General features: G+C 62.6%; 18 protein-coding genes. 11 read left to right on the top strand and 7 right to left on the bottom strand.

Annotated elements, in window-relative coordinates; translation table 11 throughout:
• Positions 1-72 precede the first annotated feature (72 nt).
• Both QD280_RS03475 and QD280_RS03480 read left to right on the top strand, forming a co-directional pair.
• A complete protein-coding gene (locus QD280_RS03475; RefSeq protein ID WP_279838335.1) occupies positions 73-1305 on the top strand; it encodes an MFS transporter in 1233 nt (410 codons plus the stop codon).
• Positions 1306-1496: 191 nt separating this feature from the next.
• Positions 1497-3407 carry a bifunctional 2',3'-cyclic-nucleotide 2'-phosphodiesterase/3'-nucleotidase gene (locus QD280_RS03480; protein ID WP_279838336.1) on the top strand — a complete coding sequence of 637 codons (1911 nt, stop codon included), beginning with the start codon at positions 1497-1499 and terminating at the stop codon, positions 3405-3407.
• 165 nt (positions 3408-3572) lie between these two features.
• Here the strand turns inward: QD280_RS03480 and QD280_RS03485 are convergent, their stop codons facing one another.
• Positions 3573-3878 carry a hypothetical protein gene (locus QD280_RS03485; protein WP_084208808.1) on the bottom strand — a complete coding sequence of 102 codons (306 nt, stop codon included), beginning with the start codon at positions 3876-3878 and terminating at the stop codon, positions 3573-3575.
• Positions 3879-4055: 177 nt separating this feature from the next.
• Here QD280_RS03485 and QD280_RS03490 point away from each other — a divergent pair, with 177 nt between their 5' ends.
• Positions 4056-4898, top strand: coding sequence for an alpha/beta hydrolase (locus tag QD280_RS03490; protein ID WP_279838337.1), 843 nt, complete (start codon positions 4056-4058; stop codon positions 4896-4898).
• 127 nt (positions 4899-5025) lie between these two features.
• Here the strand turns inward: QD280_RS03490 and QD280_RS03495 are convergent, their stop codons facing one another.
• Positions 5026-5724 (bottom strand): GNAT family N-acetyltransferase, encoded by a 699-nt coding sequence (locus QD280_RS03495; protein ID WP_192838167.1) that lies wholly within the window; start codon positions 5722-5724, stop codon positions 5026-5028.
• A gap of 510 nt (positions 5725-6234) precedes the next feature.
• Between QD280_RS03495 and QD280_RS03500 the strand changes: the two genes are divergently transcribed.
• The 4 genes from QD280_RS03500 to QD280_RS03515 are packed head-to-tail and all read left to right on the top strand — an operon-like array spanning position 6235 to position 11037.
• Positions 6235-7686 carry an ABC transporter substrate-binding protein gene (locus QD280_RS03500; protein ID WP_279838338.1) on the top strand — a complete coding sequence of 484 codons (1452 nt, stop codon included), beginning with the start codon at positions 6235-6237 and terminating at the stop codon, positions 7684-7686.
• Positions 7683-8609, top strand: a complete 927-nt coding sequence (locus QD280_RS03505; RefSeq protein WP_054556011.1) for an ABC transporter permease — start codon at positions 7683-7685, stop codon at positions 8607-8609. Before QD280_RS03500 ends, QD280_RS03505 begins: the two co-directional genes overlap by 4 nt.
• Complete coding sequence (locus tag QD280_RS03510) at positions 8606-9523, top strand: ABC transporter permease subunit (RefSeq protein ID WP_197738734.1); 918 nt, start codon at positions 8606-8608, stop codon at positions 9521-9523. Before QD280_RS03505 ends, QD280_RS03510 begins: the two co-directional genes overlap by 4 nt.
• On the top strand, positions 9520-11037 hold the full coding sequence (locus tag QD280_RS03515) for an ATP-binding cassette domain-containing protein (RefSeq protein ID WP_279838339.1): 1518 nt from the start codon (positions 9520-9522) through the stop codon (positions 11035-11037). The genes QD280_RS03510 and QD280_RS03515 overlap by 4 nt, the downstream gene beginning before the upstream one ends.
• A 201-nt stretch (positions 11038-11238) precedes the next feature.
• On the opposite strand, the gene QD280_RS03520 is transcribed toward QD280_RS03515, so the two are convergent.
• Positions 11239-11778, bottom strand: coding sequence for a tryptophan-rich sensory protein (locus QD280_RS03520; RefSeq protein WP_279838340.1), 540 nt, complete (start codon positions 11776-11778; stop codon positions 11239-11241).
• Between the two features lie 168 nt (positions 11779-11946).
• The gene (gene rhtA, locus QD280_RS03525) at positions 11947-12840 is read right to left on the bottom strand and encodes a threonine/homoserine exporter RhtA (RefSeq protein WP_192838169.1); all 894 of its coding nucleotides are present in this window, start codon (positions 12838-12840) and stop codon (positions 11947-11949) included.
• 147 nt (positions 12841-12987) lie between these two features.
• On the opposite strand from rhtA, the gene QD280_RS03530 reads away from it, so the two are divergent.
• The 3 genes from QD280_RS03530 to QD280_RS03540 all read left to right on the top strand — a co-directional run bounded on the left by QD280_RS03530 (position 12988) and on the right by QD280_RS03540 (position 16974).
• Positions 12988-13560 (top strand): XRE family transcriptional regulator, encoded by a 573-nt coding sequence (locus tag QD280_RS03530; RefSeq protein ID WP_215824525.1) that lies wholly within the window; start codon positions 12988-12990, stop codon positions 13558-13560.
• 651 nt (positions 13561-14211) lie between these two features.
• The gene (locus QD280_RS03535) at positions 14212-15669 is read left to right on the top strand and encodes a Na+/H+ antiporter NhaC family protein (RefSeq protein ID WP_279838341.1); all 1458 of its coding nucleotides are present in this window, start codon (positions 14212-14214) and stop codon (positions 15667-15669) included.
• 267 nt (positions 15670-15936) lie between these two features.
• On the top strand, positions 15937-16974 hold the full coding sequence (locus QD280_RS03540) for a hypothetical protein (protein WP_279838342.1): 1038 nt from the start codon (positions 15937-15939) through the stop codon (positions 16972-16974).
• A gap of 307 nt (positions 16975-17281) precedes the next feature.
• Here QD280_RS03540 and QD280_RS03545 read toward each other — a convergent pair whose 3' ends face one another.
• From QD280_RS03545 to QD280_RS03555, 3 genes are all read right to left on the bottom strand, one after another.
• Entirely contained in the window at positions 17282-17797 is a 516-nt protein-coding gene (locus QD280_RS03545; protein WP_054556016.1) for a DUF3455 domain-containing protein, read from the bottom strand.
• Between the two features lie 292 nt (positions 17798-18089).
• On the bottom strand, positions 18090-18629 hold the full coding sequence (locus tag QD280_RS03550; protein WP_279830484.1) for a redoxin domain-containing protein: 540 nt from the start codon (positions 18627-18629) through the stop codon (positions 18090-18092).
• 238 nt (positions 18630-18867) lie between these two features.
• Positions 18868-19437: a manganese efflux pump MntP family protein gene (locus tag QD280_RS03555; RefSeq protein WP_054556018.1), complete on the bottom strand. Its 570-nt coding sequence runs from the start codon at positions 19435-19437 to the stop codon at positions 18868-18870.
• 384 nt (positions 19438-19821) lie between these two features.
• Here QD280_RS03555 and yghU point away from each other — a divergent pair, with 384 nt between their 5' ends.
• Positions 19822-20685, top strand: coding sequence for a glutathione-dependent disulfide-bond oxidoreductase (gene yghU, locus QD280_RS03560; RefSeq protein WP_153635652.1), 864 nt, complete (start codon positions 19822-19824; stop codon positions 20683-20685).
• Positions 20686-20757: the final 72 nt, after the last annotated feature.

Below are 20757 nucleotides of genomic sequence, written 5' to 3' on the forward strand. Positions count from 1 at the left end.
ACTCTGTGCGCGGACTCATCTCTTGGGTGTCGTCCCGCCATTACCCCGTTTCACGATCGCTGCGAGCGCCTCATGACTGAACTCTGCCACTCGTCTCCTGTCCGGCGACTGAGCCATCCGGCCGTATTGATCGCCGGTATCCTGTTGATCGCCATGAACCTGCGCGCGCCCTTCACCAGTATCGCGCCACTGCTGGAGCGCCTGCAGGCAGCGCTGGGCTTCAATGCCACGGCGGCTGGCCTGTTGATGATCCTGCCGCTGCTGGCCTTCGTCGTCGTCTCACCCTGGGTGCCGCGCCTCGCCAGAGGTCTCGGGCTTGAACGCAGTCTCTTCCTCGCCTTGGTGGTGATTGCCGCAGGCATCGCGCTGCGGGTGCAGGGCAGCATGCTGGCCCTCTACCTGGGTATCGGCCTGATCGGGGCGGGTATCGCCGTGGGCAATGTGCTGCTGCCCAGCCTGGTCAAACGCAGCTTTGCGCAGCATGTCGCGCTGCTCACCTCCTGCTATGTGCTGACCATGGGCATCATGGCCGCCATCGCCTCGGCGCTGATGGTGCCGTTGGCCCAGGGCAGCAGCGCTGGCTGGCAGTACGCGATGCTCATAGTGGTCGTTTTGCCATTGGTGACGATGGGGGTGTGGTGGCCGCAGTTGTCACGTCGCTCCCTGCCGGCGGCGGCGAAGGTAGCCGAGAAGGGTGCAGCGCGTCCGGTGCGTCAGGCAGCGGTGTGGCACTCGCCACTGGCCTGGCAGGTGACGCTCTTCATGGGCATCAATTCGCTGCTGTTCTATACCGTCAACAGCTGGCTGCCGAGCATGCTGGCGGACAATGGCTTCTCGGCCGAGAAGGCGGGCTCGCTGCATGGTCTACTCCAGCTGGCTTCGGCCTTTCCGGGATTGATTCTGGTGCCCCTGATGCCGCGCCTGAAGGATCAACGCCTGATCGCCTTCGCGACGCCCTGCATGTCGCTGGTGGGGTTCATCGGGCTATGGCTGATGCCGGAGTGGGCACTGGTGTGGGTGCTGTTGCTGGGCGCGGGCTCCGGGGCCAGCTTCATTCTCGCCTTGTCATTCATGGGGCTGCGGGCGCGCGATGCCATGCAGTCGGCGTCGCTGTCGAGCATGGCGCAGACGCTGGGCTATCTGCTCGCGGCCATGGGACCGCCGCTGATCGGCGCGCTCTACGACATGCAGGGCAATTGGCAGCTGGCACTGATGGTCTGCGCCGTCCTCAGTGTGCTGATGGCAGGTGTCGGCTGGCTGGCGGGCAGGGACCGCCAGTTGCCTGAGGCGTCGGCATCTGAATAATGGAGCGCTGCCCCCAAGGGGCACTGGCACATCCCCCCATGACAAGGAAGTGAGAGATGGCGAATGCTTCATCGGCTAGCGAAGATCAACGGGCGTCTGACTCGCCAGGTGTTGCGCAGCACCCCGGGCGTCAACGCAAGCAGCGTCTGCGGGCAGCCATCCTTGGCCTGGCCAGTCTCGGAGGTATCTTCATGATCGCTCAGCCAGCCAATGCCGCGACGCTGTCACTGCGCGTGATCGAGACCACCGACATCCACGCCAACGTGATGGATTACGACTATTACAAGGACCGGCCCAGCGTGCGCATCGGCCTGGTACGCGCGGCAAGTCTGATCAAGCAGGCGCGTGCCGAGGTAGCCAACAGCGTGCTGCTGGACAATGGCGACCTCATCCAGGGCAGTCCGATGGGCGATTACATGGCGGCAGAAGGTCTCGAGGAGGGTGATGTCTTCCCGGCCTACAAGGTCATGAATCAGCTGGATTACGATGTCGGCAATATCGGCAATCATGAATTCAATTACGGGCTCGAGTATCTCGAACGGACGCTGTCCGGCGCGCAGTTCCCCTATGTGAACGCCAACCTGCTGGACGCCACGACAGGCGAGCCGTACTTCACGCCCTACCAGATCACCGCCCATGCCTTCACCGACAGTGAGGGCAACGCTCAGACATTGAAGATCGGCTATATCGGCTTCGCACCGCCGCAGGTGATGACCTGGGACCGCAAGCACCTCCAGGGCCGCCTGACGGCCGAGGACATCACCGAGAGCGCCAGGCGCTGGGTGCCCGAGATGCGCCGGGCGGGCGCGGATGTGGTGATCGCCATCCCGCACTCCGGCATCTCGACCGACCCCTACCGGGTGATGGCCGAGAATTCGGTGTATTACCTCTCGCAGGTCGAGGGCATCGATGGCATCGCCTTCGGGCATGCCCATGCCGTCTTCCCCAGCGAGGAATTCGCCGAGGTACCGGGGGCCGATATCGCCGGGGGCACCCTGAATGGCGTGCCGGCGATGATGCCGGGGCACTGGGGCAGCCATGTAGGCGTGATGGATCTCGAACTGAGCAATGCCTCGGGCCAGTGGCGGGTAGTGAGCGGTCAGACAGAAGCCCGACCGATTCAGGTGGGTGGCGAGGCACAGGTGGCGGAAGATGCCGAACTGGCGGCGCTGGTCGATCATGAGCACGACGCCACGCGCGAGTACGTCAATCGCAGCATCGGCCGCGCCAGTGCGGCGATGAAGAGCTATCTGGCGCTGGTGCAGGACGACCCGACGATCCAGATCGTCAATCGCGCCCAGGCCGATTACGTCAAACGCTTCGTCGAAGGCGACCCGGACCTGGAAGGCTTGCCGATTCTCTCGGCGGCTGCGCCGTTCAAGGTCGGCGGCCGTCACAATGACCCGACCCAGTTCACCGAGATGGAGGCGGGCGAGCTGAGCTTCCGCAATGCCGCCGATCTCTATCTCTATCCGAATACGCTGGTGGCGCTCAAGGTCACCGGCAGGGAAGTGCGGGAATGGCTCGAGTGCAGCGCCGGCCAGTTCCATCGCATTGATCCGGATCTCGCCACGCCCCAGGCCTTGATCAACTGGGAAGGTTTCCGCAGCTACAACTTCGACGTGATCGACGGCGTCGACTATCGGGTGGATGTCACGCAGCCGGCGCGTTACGACGGCAATTGCACGCTGATCGAGGCCGATGCCCACCGTATCCAGGGCCTCACCTACCAGGGCGAGCCGGTCAAGGACGACGATGTCTTCCTGCTCGCGACCAACAACTATCGCGCCTACGGCGAGGACTTCCCCGGCACCGGAGAGTCGCATGTCGCCTTCGCGTCACCGGATGAAAATCGCAGCATTCTGGCCCAGTATATCTCGCGACAGACGCAGCAGCAGGGCGCGGTGGACCCCGCGGCGGATCACAACTGGCGGCTGGCCGCGATCGACACCGATACCCCGCTGGACATTCGCTTCACCACCGCCCCCGGCGCGGATGCGCAGCAATTCATTGATGCCCAGGCGGTCTACCCGATGACGTTGGTGGACCAGGACGAGATGGGCTTTGCCCGGTATCGCGTCGGGCTGGACCGGATGAAATAGCCAAGGCAGCGCATTGTCGAGCACGTCGTTCCTGGCCTGGATTCAGGTAGGAAAAAACGCCAGTCAGCAATTGCTGACTGGCGTTTTTTTGTCACCAGGCGCTACCCGTTATCTGTCTCATTATTCGCTTTTGCATCAGGTTCTTTTGCGCAGCCTCATTGCGGGTCAGCGCCAGGGCGCGTGCAAGGCGATGCTCAGCAGTACGCGTTTGCCGCGCTCGATGCGGCTGACGCTGTGTTCATGAAGGTCGGGGCGAAACAGCACCACGCGGTCCGCAAGGCGAAAGAGGCTGCCATCGGTCTCGAAGACACCGCCCTGGCGGGGCTTCTTGAGCACGATATTGAGCTTGTAGTAGCTGCCGCTGCCCATCGGGTCGTTGTGGCGCATTACGCTGTGGCCTTCGGGGTAGGTCACCAGATTGATGGTCAGGCGGCGAAGATCGAGCAGACTGCGGTTGATGACACGGGCCATGGGCGTTTCCCTTGAATTTGATGGGGCCATTAAAGCGTATTTTGAGCAATCAATCAAAATCGTGCTTGAGTGATCGCTCAGGAATCCGTAAGGTGGTCCCACGTTCACGGCAACACCGCGATATAGCACTGTTTCGCCAGGCCGTGATTGAGTATTCATCAAGCGAAGAGGTCAGCAATGAGCCACGACAACGTGACAATGGAAGCCCTGGAAACCCGTTATGCGCTGATCGAAGGTCACCGCATTGCCTACAAGGAAATGGGTAAAGGTCAGCCGCTGTTGTTGATTCACGGCATTCCGACCAATAAGTTGATGTGGCGCGATGTGATGCCGGAATTGGCCAGGCATTATCGTGTCATCGCCCCAGACATGCTCAACTATGGCGAGTCGGACATGCCGGTGGATGCTGACGTTTCCATCAATGCCCAGACACGCATCTTCATCAAGCTGATGGATTCACTGGGTGTGGCGAGTGCGGATGTCGTCTCGCATGATATCGGCGGAGGTATCGGTCAGCTGATGGCCGTCAATCATCCCGAGCGTGTTCGCCGTCAAGTACTGATCGACAGCGTATGCTTCGATTCCTGGCCGATTCCGGAGTTTAAGCAGCTGCTGGAGCCGGGCGTCGAGGAAGCGACCAGCGTCGAGGAATTCATCAGCACCATGCGCGGCTTCATGCCCAGTGGTGTGCATGATCCGGCCGTCGCGACCGAAGAGATGGTCGAGCGCTATGTGTCCCAGTGGAACAGCGAGCAAGGCAAGGCGGCTTTCTTCCGCAACATGCGTCGTCTCAACAAGGAATACACCCAGGCCATCGCCGGTGAGCTCAAGAATATCGAGATCAAGACTCTGGTGCTGTGGGGCGACAAGGACAACTTCCAGAAGCCGGATTACGCCCCGATGCTGGCAGATGCCATTCCGGGTGCCGAGCTGATCTGGGTGAAGGATGCCGGTCACTGGGTGACGGATGAAAAGCCGCAGGATACCGTGCGCTATATCCTGGACTTCCTCGCCCGCTGAGGAGGAGCCCATCAGCCATCAGTGCAGTAAATCTCACCCCATGATGGTGAATGAACCCTGAGCGACAATGCCCGGTCATAGGATCGGGCATTGTCATATCTGGCGGAAATCGCGCGCGGGAAATCGCCTAATGATGCGCGATATTCCGCGCGGCCGGAGGGGACTGTCGCTTGCGCTTGGCGGTGATCGTCAAGGCGTCTTCCTCGGTAAGGTCGTCGATGATCGTGTCGAGAGAGGCATTGCCCGACAGGGGCAGGGGCGCGTGATCACCCCGCGGGGCGAGCGTCGGCGCTGTCTGGAAGGCGAGGGGTCTTTCCAGTGCCATGATGCTGCCACTGCGCGTCGGGGTGCACTGCTCATTGACCAGGGTGAAGCCGTGGCGCTGGTAGAGCGCCAATGCCGGGCTGTCGGAGAAGACTCTCAGGCGCAGCGCGCGCGGGCAGGGCTGAGCGCCCGGGGAGAGTTCGGAGGCGCGGTCTTTCATCAGCGACTGGCCGTACTCCTGTTGCGTTGCCAGCTGGATCAACCAGTTCAGGCAGGCGGAGCCGACGCCACGGCCTTGCCAATGTGGCACCAGTTGCAGGTCGCGCAGATACAGGATGTCCGGCAGGGCCTTGAGGCTGATGAAGCCGACCCACTCGCCATTGATGCGTATCGCGTAGTTCTCGTTGTCCCGCCAGCGCTCGCTGAACAGCTCCTCGTCCCAGCTCATGCCATGCCGTTTGTAGGTCGCGAGCATGTTGCCGCAGCACAGTCGCCGAGCCGCGGCACTCAGATAGCTGCTGCAAGCCGAATCGCTGATAGGGGTAATGCTGAGATCATCCATGATCCTGTCGCTTATTGTTGAGGGAAGGGGCACAGATGCGCGGACTGATGACCATTCGTCCAGAATAGCGGACCAGTCGGTTAGCGCATACTAATGTAGTTTGCCATCTATCATCGGATGTTGGGTTGCCGCTGACAAGTGAATGCCTGTCCAGTACTTGTCCTGCACCTCTCAAGTGCCTCTCAAGTGCCTCTCAAGTGCCTGTCCAGCCTTGCCCAGTCTTAGAAGGTGAGTCGAGAGTTGCCAAAACGTAATGGTTACACTATAACATTGCGTTTTTGTTCGTCGGCGCCGGTTGCGCGTCGGCATCCATGCTCTTGCTCGGGACGCGCGATATCGATGGTCAAATTGCTCTCAAGGCTTCGGTGGCAATACCGAACCTTCCTTCACGATCGTAGGCAGCTGGCCGTCGCCAGCGTCGCGCTGAGCCTGGCCGTGGTGCAGCCCAGCCATGCGCAAGATGCCTCAGCGGCGCAAGCGTCGGCGGCGGACACACGGCGTCTGGAGATCGTGGCACCCTTCGACATCAAGGGGGCGGATCCGCTGCTCAGCGGCATTCTTTTCCAGCGCATGCAGATCGTCGAGACACTGGTCGAGGTGGATGCCACGGGAGAGCTGCAGCCGGGATTGGCGACCGATTGGGAGGTCTCGGATGACGGCCTGGAGTGGCGCTTCACGCTCCGCTCCGGCGTGCAGTTCCATGATGGCAGCCAGCTGGATGCCGAGGTGGCGCGTCAGGTGCTCGAGATCGCACGTGCCAAGCCGGGCCTTCTGAAGTCGGTGCCGGTCGAGCGGATCGTTGCCGAAGATGCCCAGACGCTGGTGATTGCCCTCAGCGAGCCCTTCGCCGCATTGCCCGCCTATCTGGCCGATTATCGCCAGCAGATACTCGCGCCGGCAGCCTTCGATGAGACGGGCACCGCCCAGCAGGTCATCGGCACCGGCCCCTATCGCATGCTGCGCATGACGCCGCCCTTGAGCCTGGAAGTCATCGCCTTCGAGGACTATTGGGGCCCGCAGCCCGAGGTGCGCCAGGCGCGCTATCAGGCGGTGAGCCGCGCCGAGGGCAGGGCATTGATCGCCGAGAGCGGAGATGCCGACTTCACCTATGGGCTGGACCCCGCCAGTCGCCAGCGTCTCTCCCAGTCGCCGCGTGTGACTCTGGCGGCGGCCGCGACGCCGCGCACGATGCTGTTGAAGGTCAACGCCAATCATCCGGCCTTTCAGGACCCCGCTGTACGGCGTGCATTGAGTCTAGCGATCGATCGCACCGCCATCGCTCAGGTCGTGCTGCGCTATCCGCGTGGCGCCAGCCAGCTGTTCCCGCCGATGGTGGAAGGCTGGCATGACCCCGAGCTGCCCGAGCTGCATCAGGATGTCGCCAAGGCGCGTGCGCTGCTGGACGCCGCTGGCTGGAAGGTCGCGGAGGATGGCATCCGCCACAAGGATGGCCAGCGTCTCGCGATCAGCCTGATCACCTTCTCGGACCGTCCGGAGCTGCCGCTGGTCGCCACGGTGCTGGAGCGCCAGTTCCACGCCATCGGCATCCAGACGCGTCTGGATATCACCAACTTCTCGGCGATTCCGGCCGGCCACCACGACGGCAGCCTCGACATGGCGCTGTTCGCGCGCAATCTGGCCATGGTGCCGGACCCCATCGGCAACGTGCTGAGCGATTACGCGGGAACCCCCGAGGCCCCCGGTGGCGACTGGGGCGCGATGGGCTGGTTCGATGCGGACTTCACCGCCGAGCTTGAGCGCATGGCACGCGAGGGCTATGGGCCCACGCCGGCAGGGCAGGACCCGCGCGCCCAGGCCAGCGGCGTGATCCAGCGGGCGCTGCCCGTGATCCCCATCGCCTGGTACTACCAGAACCTGGCGATCTCCAATCGACTGCAAAGCGCTCAGGTAGATCCCTGGGAGCGTAGTTTCGGCCTTTCAGAATTGCGGTGGGCACAATGAATCTCCCTTCACGTCTGTTGCAGCTATTGATGGTGGTGCTGATGGTCGGCGGCGCCAGCTATCTGATGATGCAGAGTCTGCCCGGCGATGCCGCCTGGCGTATCGCGGCCGGCCGCTATGGCTATGATGCGCTGGATGCGGCCGCTGCGGCCTCGGTACGCGCCGAACTGGGCCTCGAGGCACAGGGCGGCTTGCACTTCCTTTACTGGCTGGGCGATATCCTGCGCCTGGAGCTTGGCACCTCGCTGATTTCCGGTGAATCGGTGTGGGTGGAGATTCGTCATCAGCTGGGCAACTCCCTGTCGCTCGCCGGCGCGGCGCTGGGCATCTCGCTGCTGATCGGCCCGCCGCTGGGGCTGCTGGCCGGTCTGCGTGCCGGTGGCTGGCTGGACCGTAGCCTGCTGGCCGTCTGCAGTCTGCTGCGTGCCACGCCGCAGTTCCTGCTGGCGCTGGTGCTGATCCTGCTGATCTCGGTGGAGATGGGCCTGCTGCCGGCCGCCGGTCACGGTGAGCCGCAGCACTTCATTCTGCCGGCGATGACGCTGGCGCTCGGGCTGGCAGCGGTATCGGCACGCCTGGCACGTGATGCCATGGCCGCCGTCACCCAGACGGCCTTTCATGATTTCGCGCGCTGGAAGGGCCTCAGCAACGCCCAGACCTTCTGGCGTCACGGCCTGCGCCATGTGGCCTTGCCGCTGGTGACCTATCTGGGACTGCAGTTCGTGACCCTGGTGGAGGGTGTGGTGGTGATCGAGAGCATCTTCGGCTGGCCGGGCATCGGCCATGCGCTGGTGCACGCCATCTTCTCGCGCGATGTGCCGATGGTGCAGGGCACCGCCCTGGTGCTGGGCGTCGGCTTTGTCTTGATCAATCTGCTGGTCGATCTGCTGGGTCGCCAACTGGACCCACGGGGTGTGAAATGAATCAGGTGGTGGAAGGGCTTGCGCCGCAGCGCGTGGAAGCCGTGCGTCGTCCACGTCTTGACTGGCCGTTGCGCCGGGTGATCGGGGCCGCGATGGTCGCCAGTCTGGTGCTGCTGGCCTTGCTGGGCAATCTGGTGATACCGGGAGACCCGCTGGAGCAGCATCTCTATCGTGCACTGCAGGGCGCGGATGCCGTCGGTGTCTCTGACGCCGGCGAGGTGATCACCAGCGCCCCGCTGGGCTATGACCACCTTGGGCGCTCCCTGTATCACCGCCTGGTGGCGGCGCTCGGGCTGTCGCTTTCCATTGCCGCGGGGGCGGTGATTCTGGCCGCTTTTTCGGGCATTTCGCTGGGCCTGCTGGCCGCGGGACGCGGTGGCTGGGCCGAGCGCCTGTTGAGCCTGGTAGCAGACAGCCTGCTGGCATTGCCGGGGCTGCTGCTGGTGCTGATGGTCAGCGTCATCTTGCCGTCGACGCCGCTGGCATTGTGGTTGGGTCTGTCGCTGGTGCTGTGGGTGGAATTCTTCCGCCTGGCCCGCGCTACCGGCCGCAGCGTGCTGGCGAGTCCCGGCGTCGAGGCCAGTCGTCTGCTGGGCTTCGGGGCCTGGTACCGTTTTCGTCATCACCTGTGGCCGGAAATGGCGCCCGTGATGATGACGGCGATGGCCTTCGGCATGGCCAACGCCCTGATGGCGATTGCCGCGCTGGGCTTCGTGCACGTCGGCATTCCGGAGCCCACGCCAGAGCTGGGCACCATGATGGTCGAGCTGTTGCCGTACTGGCGTGAAGCACCGTTCGCGCTGCTGACGCCGGTGCTGGTCACCTTCCTGCTGTTGCTGGGGCTGTTGCTGATGTCCGGTAGCAAGGCCAGAACGTCAACCGCCGCGGACACCCTCGAAGGAGCGCGCCCATGAATGTCGCGACAATGACTACGCCTGCCTCTCACACGCGGCATGGGGCAACGGCGGATGATGTGGTGCTGAGTGCCGAGGATGTGAGCGTGCGGGTCCGGGGCGCGCAGACGGCGCTGCTGGAGCCTGTCTCGCTTGTGCTCAAGGCGGGCGAGCCGCTGGTGGTGATCGGTGAGACGGGGTCCGGCAAGAGTCTGCTGGCTCAGGCACTGCTGGGCACGCTGCCCCGGGAGCTTGTGGCCTCCGGCAGCCTGTGGCTCGGCGGCGAGCAATATCCTCTGCACACGCCAGAGAATCGTCGCCCGCTCTGGGGTCGCCGCCTGGCGGTATTGCCCCAAGAGCCCTGGCTGGCGCTGGACCCGCTGATGAAGGTGATTCGTCAGGTCGGAGAGGCATATCGACTGGTCGCGGGGCGTTCGGCGCAGGCCTCCCATGCGGCCGCGCGCAGCGATCTGGAGCAGCTGGGGGTCGCCGCGGCCAGCGAGCAGTTGCCGGGCAAGTTGTCCGGTGGCATGGCGCAACGTGTGGCCTTTGCGGCCGCCCGCGCTGGTGGCGCGCCGCTGTTGATCGCCGACGAGCCGACCAAGGGACTGGACGCCGCCCGCGTCAGCGAGATCGGCGAGCTGCTGCTCAAGTCACTGGCCGAGACACCGCGTGCCGGCTTGATGGTCATCACCCATGACATGGCGCTGGCACACCAGATCGGCGGCCGGCTGATGGTGGTACGCAGGGGGCAGGTGATCGAGCAGGGCGCGACGCGTGACGTGCTGGCCGCGCCGACACATGCCTATACTCGACGCCTGGTGAATGCCGCGCCGCAGGCCTGGCCGGAGGCCGCCTTCAAGCCGGCAGCCGACAGTGCGAGCGGCGATGGCAAGGCGGCAGGCGAGACCATCATCCGCGCCGAGAATCTGACCATCGCGCGCGGGGACACCACACTGCTGCGTGACGTGGAACTCAGCGTGAAGGGCGGTGAGATCATCGGCGTCCAGGGCGCTTCAGGCTGTGGCAAGTCATCGCTGGGCGATGCGCTGCTCGGCCTGTTGCCACCGCATTCAGGACGCGTGCTTCAGCATGCCGAACGCCTGGAGTATCAGAAGCTCTATCAGGACCCCGTGGCGACCTTCCCGCCACACCGGACACTGGGGCGCCTGCTGAAGGATCTCAGCGCACGTCATCGGCTCGATGACAGCCAGCTGCCGCAGCTGATGGAGCAATTGAGCCTGGCGCCGGAATTGCTCTCGCGTCTGCCGGGACAGGTCTCGGGTGGCGAGCTGCAGCGTTTCGCGCTGTTGCGTCTGATGTTGATCAAGCCGCGCTTCGTGTTCGCCGATGAGCCGACCTCACGTCTTGATCCGCTGGTCCAGCAGGAGGTGATCGCCTGCATGGTGAAGATGGTGCGCGAGCAGGGCACGGCGCTGGTGCTGGTCAGTCATGATGCGGCGCTGCTGTGCAAGGTCGCGGATCGCGTACTGGTAGTAGAGGAAGGTCGCTTGAAGGCGCGTCAGGCGATCTGATCGCTTACCAGGCCCGCACGGCGGCATCAGTGGACCGTGAATAGTCGCACCAGCAAGACGACACTTGATACGCCAACGCCCGGCCGAGACTCTGCAGGAGTCTCGGCCGGGCGTTGGCGTTTGGTGTCCGAGAGGGATGTTCTGGCGTCGCGGGGCCCGAGTGCTGGCCGCTCCTCTGTCGTCAGGTCGATCGCTGACGGTTCAGCCGCCCAGCAGGGCCGGATTGGCTTGCCAGACGGACCAGGTGAGCGCACTGGCCAGCGTCACCCACGCCAGATAGGGCAGCATCAACAGCCCGGCGAGGCGACTGATACGCCAGAAGGCGATCAGGGTGACGGCGATCAGCGTCCACAGCACCAGCACGTCGATGAACGCCGCCTGACCGAGATGCCAGGCGAAGAACAGCCAGCTCCACAGGCCGTTTACGATCAGCTGCACCACGAACAGCCCAAGCGCCAGATGATGGCGCCAACGGAAGCCATTGCTGGCATGCAAGCCATCGCGCGCGACACGCCAGGCGGCGAGCGCCATCATCACGAACAGCGCCGTCCACACCGGCCCGAAGGCACCCGCCGGCGGGGCCCAGGCCGGTTGGGTGAGGCTTGCATAGAAAGTCTTGGCGTCAACCGAGGCCAGCGCGCCGATGGCGGCAGTGAAGAAGCTCAGCCCGAACCACACCACCATCTGGGCGGTGGAGCGCGCAGCGGAGGGTGAGGAAGACGCGGAACGTGGTGATGTCATCTGGCGGTCTCCTGTCTCGGAAAGCGTGATAGAGGAAGACACGATATCCCACGCTGCGTCTTGATTCACCGTCTCGTTCTTCCTGAAAGGTGCACCGGAACGGTTCAGCTGGGAGGTACGTCTGCACGGTTCAGCTGAACGGCTCAGCTGCAGACGGCAGCGCCATCCTCAATCCGGCACCGGTCCATCGAAGACTTCCTTGCTGCGACCGGTCAGCGTCGTGCCCACCGAGGCGGTGATGACCAGACCGATGGCGAGCCACTGGAAGATGCCCAGCGTCTGACCGAGGAACAACAGGCCGGAGAGCGCCCCGATGGCGGGTTCCAGGCTCATCAGGGTGCCGAAGGTGTGGGTCGGCAGGCGCGGCAAGGCCACCATCTCGAGGGTGTAGGGCAGCGCGGTCGAGAGCACCGCGACGGCCAGTGCCAACGGCAGGATATCGACCGAAAACATGGCGCTGCCGGCCTCCATCAGCCCGACGGGCGCGACGACCACCGCCGCGATCGTGATGCCCAGCGCCGCGCTCTGGGTGCCATTGCCTGCGCCGGCCTTCTGGCCGAACAGGATATACAGCGCCCAGCAGAGGCCAGCGCCGAGGGCGAAGGCGGCACCGACGGGGTCGATCGGCGCGGCGGTGTCCTCACCCAGCAACAGCAGCAGTACCAGCCCGGTGATCGCCAGCGCCACCCAGCCAAGGTCGATCCAGCGGCGCGAGCTCAGCAGCGCCACGGCCAGCGGGCCGGTGAATTCCAGTGCCACGGCGATGCCCAGCGGTACCGTCTTGAGGGCCTGGTAGAACAGCAGGTTCATCACGCCCAGCGCCACGCCGTAGATGGTGATGGACTTCCAGGCCTTGCGCGTCACCGGCTTGCGCCACGGGCGCAGAATGGCCAGCAGCAGAATCGAGGCGATGATCAGACGAATCGCTGTCGCGCCCGCCGCGCCGATCATCGGGAACAGGGAAGTGGCCAGCGAAGCACCGCTCTGGATCGAGCACATGGCGACCAGCAGCATGGCGACGGGCCACAGACGAGAAGAGGAGGCGGCGACGGCAACGGACATTGAAGTCTCCTTGAGCGATCCAGTGGATGACGGGCATGGTCAGTCAAGAACACATGCGGCATGATTCAGGGACATTGAGGTAGCAAGGGAAGGGAGCTTGAGGCCAGTGGGATGCCGGCTTCCCTCATCGTCAGCGGGATTGTACGGATGCGCACTATATTGCACAACAGTAAAGATCGACCCGATGTTCTGGTCCATGTCGCGGCCAATGTTCGCCGTCTGCGTCTGGCCGCCGAGCTGAGCCAGCAGGCACTCGCGGATCAGGCCGAGATCAGCCGCCGCATGCTGGTGAACATCGAGAAGGGCGACGTCAATGTCAGCCTGGGCACGCTCGACAAGCTCGCCGAGGCGCTTGGGGTACTCTTCTACGCGCTGGTGCAGCCCCCGGAAAGCGAAGACTCGGCACGCATCAATGAGGTGGCGTGGGTCGGGCAGGCGCCCGAAAGTCGCGCCGTGCTGCTGGCCAGCAAGCCGGCGACCCAGGAAGTCGAGTTATGGGACTGGACCCTAGCCCCCGGCGAGCACTATGACTCCGCGCCCGATGATGCCGGCTGGCACGAGATGCTGGTGGTCACGCAAGGCGAGCTGACCCTTACGCTGGAACGTGAGGAAATCGTCATTCACGCCGGGGATTTCCATGTCTATCCCAGTGATCAGGCCTACCGCTACCACAACACGGGCACCGGGATGCTGCGCTTCATTCGCAATGTGCTGCACTGATCGCCCGACATGACGTGAATTGCTACTCGCCCGGGCTCCTGCGCTGACTCTTCGGTTCATGAAGATGGTGCAGAGGATCGGTGCAGAAGGTCGGTGCAGAGGATCGGTGCAAAAGATCAAAGCGTGCCCCTTCATCGCGCACTTGCCGATCACACGCTGCGCTTCCGCGCGGCGCTAGCGTCAGTCCTGCCTTCACCCACGATCATCCTCCCGGCGTTTCACTTGTCCGCATGCGCCCCTGCAAGCCTTTGCAGGGGCGAGTGTCGAACCGCGTTTTGCCCCAAGGCCCCAGCTCAGCGAGCTTTCGCAGCTGATACCACTCGCCAGGACGGTCTCTCTCCAGGACTGTTTCTCTCCAAGGCTGTCTCTCACCAACACTGCCTTGCAGCAACGCTGATTGATGCGGCAGCACCCTGACAGATCACTGGCTTGTTAGCGCTTTAGTATGTGAAATTCCTGATTTTCTAATGTTTGGCAGAGAGATTGCTTGGTCATGTGAAAAAGTAATCGCTTGCCACTGATTTTGCATTGGTCGTCACGCAAGTGGCTCGCATAGCCTGTGGCTGTCTGGCTGGGGCCTGGGCCGTCATGTGCAGGCCTGCCAGGCAAGGATGACTCCAATAACAAGACTCGCGTGTGAGGGACAGGAATATGCAGCAACAGGACACGAAGGAACTGGTGTTTCGGGGTGGTGTGGTGGGCGCCCTGGTGCCGCTGATGGTGCTGGTGGCGGGGCTGATCTACCTCTCGGTATTCGAGCGTGCGGGCACTCAGCCTTTCTGGGCCTGCGCCTGGCTGGCGATGGGGGTCGGGCTCTTTCTGTGTCGTGACCGCTCGGCCTACTGCGAGAGCCTGCTGCGTGGCATGGGCAACCACACCGCGACCGCCATCATTGCCCTATGGCTGCTCGCCGGGGTCTTCGGCAAGCTGATGATGGCAGGTGGGCTCATCGATGGCCTGCAATGGATTGGTGCCTCGATGGGTGCCACCGGTGGTGTCTTCGTGGTGCTCGCCTTCGCCATCTGCATGGTGTTCTCGCTGGGTACGGGCACCAGCGTGGGCACTGTCATCGGCCTTGGCCCCGTGCTGTATCCGGCCGGCGTGATGCTGGGCGCAGACCCGACGATGCTGGCGGTGGCACTGCTCTCGGGCGCTGCCTTCGGTGACAATCTGTCGCCAGTCTCGGATACCACCATCGTGTCCTCCTTCACCCAGGGGGCGCAGGTCGCGGATGTCATTCGCACGCGTCTGCCGCTGGCACTGTCCGCAGCTGCCATCTGCGTGGTGATCTTCCTGTTGGCCGGTGGCAGCGAGACAGCGCTGGCCGAGGTGCCTGCGCTGGCATCAGGCAATGCGCTCGGCCTGGTCATGCTGTTGCCTCTGGCCGTGGTGGTCGGCTTGGCCCTCAAGCGTCGCCATATCATTGAGGCGATGTTCTTCGGCAATCTGGTCGCCATGCTCTGTGCTCTCGTGATCGGCGCCATCAGTCTGGGCGATATCTTTGCGCTACCGGCACAGCGCGGTGAAAGCACCGGCTTGATCGAGAACGGCATCGCCTCGGTGACCGGCGCCGTGCTGTTCGCCCTGATGGTACTGGCGCTGACACAGGTGATTCTGGATGCCGGCCTGATGCGTCGTCTGCTCGACAAGGCCAATGACAGCTTGATCACGTCGCGTACGGGGGCCGAGACAGGCATCGTGGCGGTGACGGTCGCGGCGTCCATCCCGCTGTCCGCCAATGCGCCGGCACTGTTGCTGGTCGGCCCCGGGCTGGTGCGCAAGCTGGCCGAGAAGTTCGGGATCGCGCCGGAGCGCAGTGCCAACCTGATGGATTGCGCCGTCTGCACGGTCTTCTTCCTGCTGCCCTGGCATATCGCGGTGGCCGTCTGGCAGCAGGTGATCGCTGCCAGTGCCGCCGAGGCGGGTGTCGCGGCGCCGAGTGCCATGGCGTCCTTCTTCACGCCTTACCCCTGGGCGATGCTGGTGGTGCTGGCCATCTCCATCACCTGGCGTGCGCGCAGCTCTCGCAAGCAGGGCACTCACGCACAGCAGGCCGCTGGAGGTGGCAATCACGAGACGGTGCTGGCGGCGCCGGCCAGGGAAGTGTGAGCCGCACACCGCTAGCCTGTACGTAAGCCAGCGCTCTGACGTTTGAGGCTTGATGCACAGCGCCCCGCGACACTCCTGACTGATGGAGTCTCGCGGGGCGTTGTGGTGTCTGGCAGACGCTTTTCTGCTTCTGTCCCAGTGTCAGGGAATGCCCCAGGGGTTGCCCCTGTCATTGGCCTGGCTGTCACAAGGCGGCATGCATTGTCCCGAACTCAATCCCGCATGGCCTGTCCCACTGTCATGACGTTTCATTTCAAGGAGCCATGCATGGCGAAGGTACGTATCACGCAACAGGGCACGATCCATTGTTTTCCGGCCGGCTTGAAGGATGAGGATGGCAAGCTGGTGAACGCGGAAATTTCCGCCGTGGCCTATGACGGCGAGCGTCTGTTGATGGCGAGTGACAAGCCGATTCCGGGCGAGGGACGCTCGGCGGTCTTCTCCTTGCCACTGGATTCGCACGGGCCCGATGACAGTCAGCTTGAGTATCTGACCACGCCGTTGATCCGTCAGGCGGTCAAGTATGAAGACTTCGCGCTGACCACCGATGGCCGTCACATGTTGGCAACCACCGGGTTTGATCGCATCGACAGCGAGAGTCATGCCCTGAATGCCTACAACCACCTGTTGATCTGGCCGCTGGGTGAGCCGGACAAGGTGCAGGTGGTCGACCCGGACCCGCGTGATGGGGTCGAGGGCTCACTGGAATTTCGTCAGAAGCTGGAAACGGCCATTGGCCAGCCGTACTACAAGATCGAAGGTCTGGCGGTCGTGCCGAGTGACAAGGGCGATGGGCTGATCCTGTTCGGGGTGCGCGAACAAGGCAACTCGCATGAAGACTTCGCGTACGTGCGTCGCGTCATCGGGGCGCGCTATGCCATGACCGACAGCGACAATATCGAGTTCATCGAGGACCTTCACGACGTCTATGCCTTTGACCCCGCCGAGTATGAGGGGGTGAATCACGAGTGTGGTCTTTCGAGCCTGGAATATGATCCCTATCACGCACGTCTCTATCTGGTGACCAGCTTCGAGACCGAGCAGGGCAGTGAAGAGGTGATCGGGGGCTATCTGTGGGTGCTATCGCTGGCCGACTTCCACGCAGGCAAATCCCCGACGTTGGTGACGCATGAGGATGGTCGCGTGCTGGAGTTCGAGCACAAGGCGGAAGGGCTTGCGGTACTGGATCGCGAACGGCTGTTCGTGGTCTATGACAATGATCGCAACCATGAGCTGGGCAGCGTGGATGAACGCGATGAGCGCCACTCCTGTGAAGCGCCCTATACGATGCTGGCGCTGGTCTGACGGCAACTTATCGGCTCAGAGATCGGTTCACGGGGCGGGGAAACAAACTCACGGCTTTTGCACCGAAATGGAAGGCTGACTATCTTCGTGATGGCCTTCCTGACCTTCTCTGTTAGCACTTCTGTTATCGCCTGCGCGTTGCTGATTGAGCTCCATTATGAATCATCATTTCCCCGCCGGGATTGATGACGACAAAGCCCCGACATGCCTATGCATGTCGGGGCTTTTCATGATCGCACCTTCCCTGTGTCAATGCGCTTTGTCACACGACATCGAGTGGTGAATCCATTCTATTCAAGGCTTGAGATTACATGGCCTTGTAGAACAGATAATCGGCCTGGTACATCACGATTTCGACCTTGTCCTTGTGAGCTTCATCACAGGCCATGTCAGGTGCGGCACCGCCCTGGGTATTGAGGCGCTGAACATAGGTGACGCCCTGCATATGCCCTTCACCTTCGGCCGGGTTGGCCTCGACCAGCTGCAGCGGAATATTGCCCTTGCCGTTGGGCTCAACCGCCAGCTGTGTGCCGGTGATCTTGGAGCCATCCATGGATTCCCAGGTGGCGGGCGGACCATAGTATTTGCCGACCTGCTTGCCATCGGCATCATTCAGCGCAGCATCCGGGCCCTTGAAGACCCAGCCCATGGTGCCATCGTCCTTGGCTTCGCAGGCCCATTTGATCTTGCCGACACCGACGGTTTCCATGGCGACTTCATTGCCTTTTGGCACCGTGACGCTCTCGGGAACCTCCATGGCTTGAGCCAGCGGGCTCAATGCGAGGGCAGCGAAAATACCAGAGATACAGGCGATTGTTTTCATCTTGACGACTCCGTAGACAGATAAGGTTCAGCTAGCGGTTGCAGGTGTGTCGTTGTCTCCCTTGCACTGTTCATAACGCTGGCCTTTCTCGTCTGGATGTCACGGGATCAGATTTTTTTCGTGGTTTTTTCGTGGCCTGTTTTCAGCGCCTATCAGCGGCGTCATGAAAAGAGGCCAAAAGCGCAAAGCGGGCGAGGTGAAGGCCAGGTAGCAAGCAACAGGCCCAGACACACAGACGCCCCGCAGCACGAGGCTACGGGGCGTCTGTGTGACGGCGTGAACCCTGAGGGATTCAGTCGTAATCGCGGGTGCCGCGAATCGGGTAGTCGTTATCCGGCTTGCGGATGAACTCGATGCCCCCGATGAGGGTATCCAGATCAGGGCGCACGAAGGGCGCGTTGGCGATCTCCTGAATCTGGATCTTGCCTTCACCATTGACGATGAAGAAGGCAGGCTCCGGGAAGTCGTGATCGGTTTCCTTTTCGCTGCGCGGCGTCGAGATGAACAGTCCCAGCGATTGCATCTGTTCGAGGGTCAGCCCATACGCGAGCGGGAAGTTGACCTCCAGCGACTCGCGATGCTGCGTGAGCTGCTGCTCATCATCGGCTGACACGGCGACCAGATCGACGCCCTGGGCGCTGAAGCGCTCGCGATAGCCCTCCAGCTTGTTGAGAAACTTGGTGCAGATCGGGCAATGCTTGCCGCGATAGACCACGACCAGCTGCCAGTCATGCTCGCCCTGGGGCTTGCCGAGGGTCAGTGCCTCACCGTCGCTGCGTTTGACCTGGATGGCCGGGAATTCACTGCCTGGATGAAGCTTGCGTGTATACATGCAATCTGGCTCCCTTTGGAAGATCACGGCGTTGGCTTTCATGTCATCGCTGATCAGGCGGCGGATATCACGTGTCTGGATATCAAGCGCCTTGAATGGCCAGCGACAGAATACGCCATGTGTCCCCCTTGAATGACACCATTGTCAGGGTTTTCAAGGGGGCCCTTGGCGCAACGCGTGGGTGCGTTCATCGCCAGGGGCCGCCACGGGGCTGTTCAGGGCGCTTTTCAGCAGAGGATCAACCCAGGTAGCCGGTGTGATCGAGCAGGATGGTCGTGCCGATGCCGATCAGCACCAGGCCACCGATGATTTCCGCGCGCTTGCCGACCATCTTGCCCAGCACACCGCCCAGCATCACGCCGGTGGTGGCCATCACGAAGGTGGCGGTGCCGATCGCCAGCGCAGTGGTGACGATGTTGACGCCCGCAAAGGCAAGCCCGGCACCCACGGCCATGGCATCGATACTGGTGGAAAGGCCGGTCAGCATCAGGCGGGGCAATGACTGCGGGGTGGTGCAGTCCTCGTCTTCCTCGTCCTTGGAAAGCCCCTCATGGATCATGTGCAGACCGAGCAGCAGCAGCAGGGCGAAGGCGATCCAGTGGTCCCACTGTTCGACATAGACGGCCAGTGAGCGACCGATCAGCCAGCCGATCACGGGCGTGATGGCTTCGATGACCCCAAAGATGAGGCCGATGCGCAGGGCGTCTTTCAGAGAGGGACGACGTATGGCGGCTCCCTTGCACAGGGCGGCAGCAAAGGCGTCGCAGGACATGGAGAAGGCGAGCAGAAATGTCGGTAGCAGAGGCATGAGTCAGGATGTTCCAGGCCGGTTGCGAGTCAATAACAGAAAGACACCACCGGCCGGAAGCGTCTGACTGTCATTGGTCTCGCCGAACCTCTTCCTGACTGATCACGGGCATGATCGGATAGGTGGGTCCTCGGTGCCACGGCAATGCCTGCCGACTATGTTGACATCCGAGACTCTCGTTGGGTGACGAGAGCGGGCTACTCCCCAAAAACTGGTGGCATACTAGCAACAAAATCTTGTCATTTCATCCCCTTGTGTCACGAGCGCCTGACCGTCATAACTTGTCTATCGAGTCAGAGCGGCGCCACGCCGACGTGTCTGACGCCACCGAAGTCTTGAAGTGTCAGTCTTGAAGCTTCAACAGGATGCCAAGGAGTCAAGGGTATGAGCGACAGTTATCAGCCACCCAAGGTCTGGACATGGGAAAGCGAGAGTGGCGGCAAGTTCGCCAGTACCAATCGGCCGATCGCGGGCCCAACGCATGACAAGGAGCTGCCGGTCGGCGAGCATCCCTTCCAGCTCTACTCCATGGCGACCCCCAACGGCGTGAAGGCCACCATCATGTTCGAGGAGCTGCTGGCGCTCGGGCATAGCGGTGCCGAATACGATGCCTGGCCGATCCGTATCGGCGAAGGCGATCAGTTCGGCAGTGATTTCGTCGCGATCAATCCCAATTCCAAGATCCCCGCGCTGATGGACAGAAGCGGCGAGACGCCGATTCGCGTGTTCGAATCCGGCTCCATCCTGCTGCATCTGGCCGAGAAGTTCGGCGCCTTGATCCCCAAGGACCCCGCCAAGCGTGTCGAAGTCATGAACTGGCTGTTCTGGCAGATGGGCTCTGCGCCGTACCTGGGCGGTGGTTTTGGCCACTTCTATGCCTACGCCCCGGAGAAGCTCGAGTACCCGATCAATCGCTTCGCGATGGAGACCAAGCGTCAACTGGACGTACTGGATCGTCAGCTGGCCGACAATGCCTACATCGCCGGTGACGAATACAGCATCGCGGATATCGCCATCTACGCCTGGTATGGCGCACTTGTCGAAGGCAAGCTCTATGACGCCGCCGAGTTCCTCTCCGTGCAGGACTACACGCACGTGCAGCGCTGGGCCAAGTCGATTGCCGAACGCCCGGCGGTCAAGCGGGGTCGCATGGTCAATCGTTTCTGGGGAGAGCCGCAGGAGCAGCTGATCGAGCGCCACTCGGCGAGCGACTTCGAGACCAACACCGAAGACAAGCGTAGCGACTGATTATCGCGACACGTTCGTCAGACAGAGATCGTCTGGCAGTGACCGTCGAGTAATGACTGCCGAGCAATCAGC

This window comes from Cobetia sp. 1AS1, from assembly GCF_029846435.1.
In the GTDB taxonomy this organism is placed as follows: Bacteria; Pseudomonadota; Gammaproteobacteria; order Pseudomonadales; family Halomonadaceae; genus Cobetia; species Cobetia amphilecti.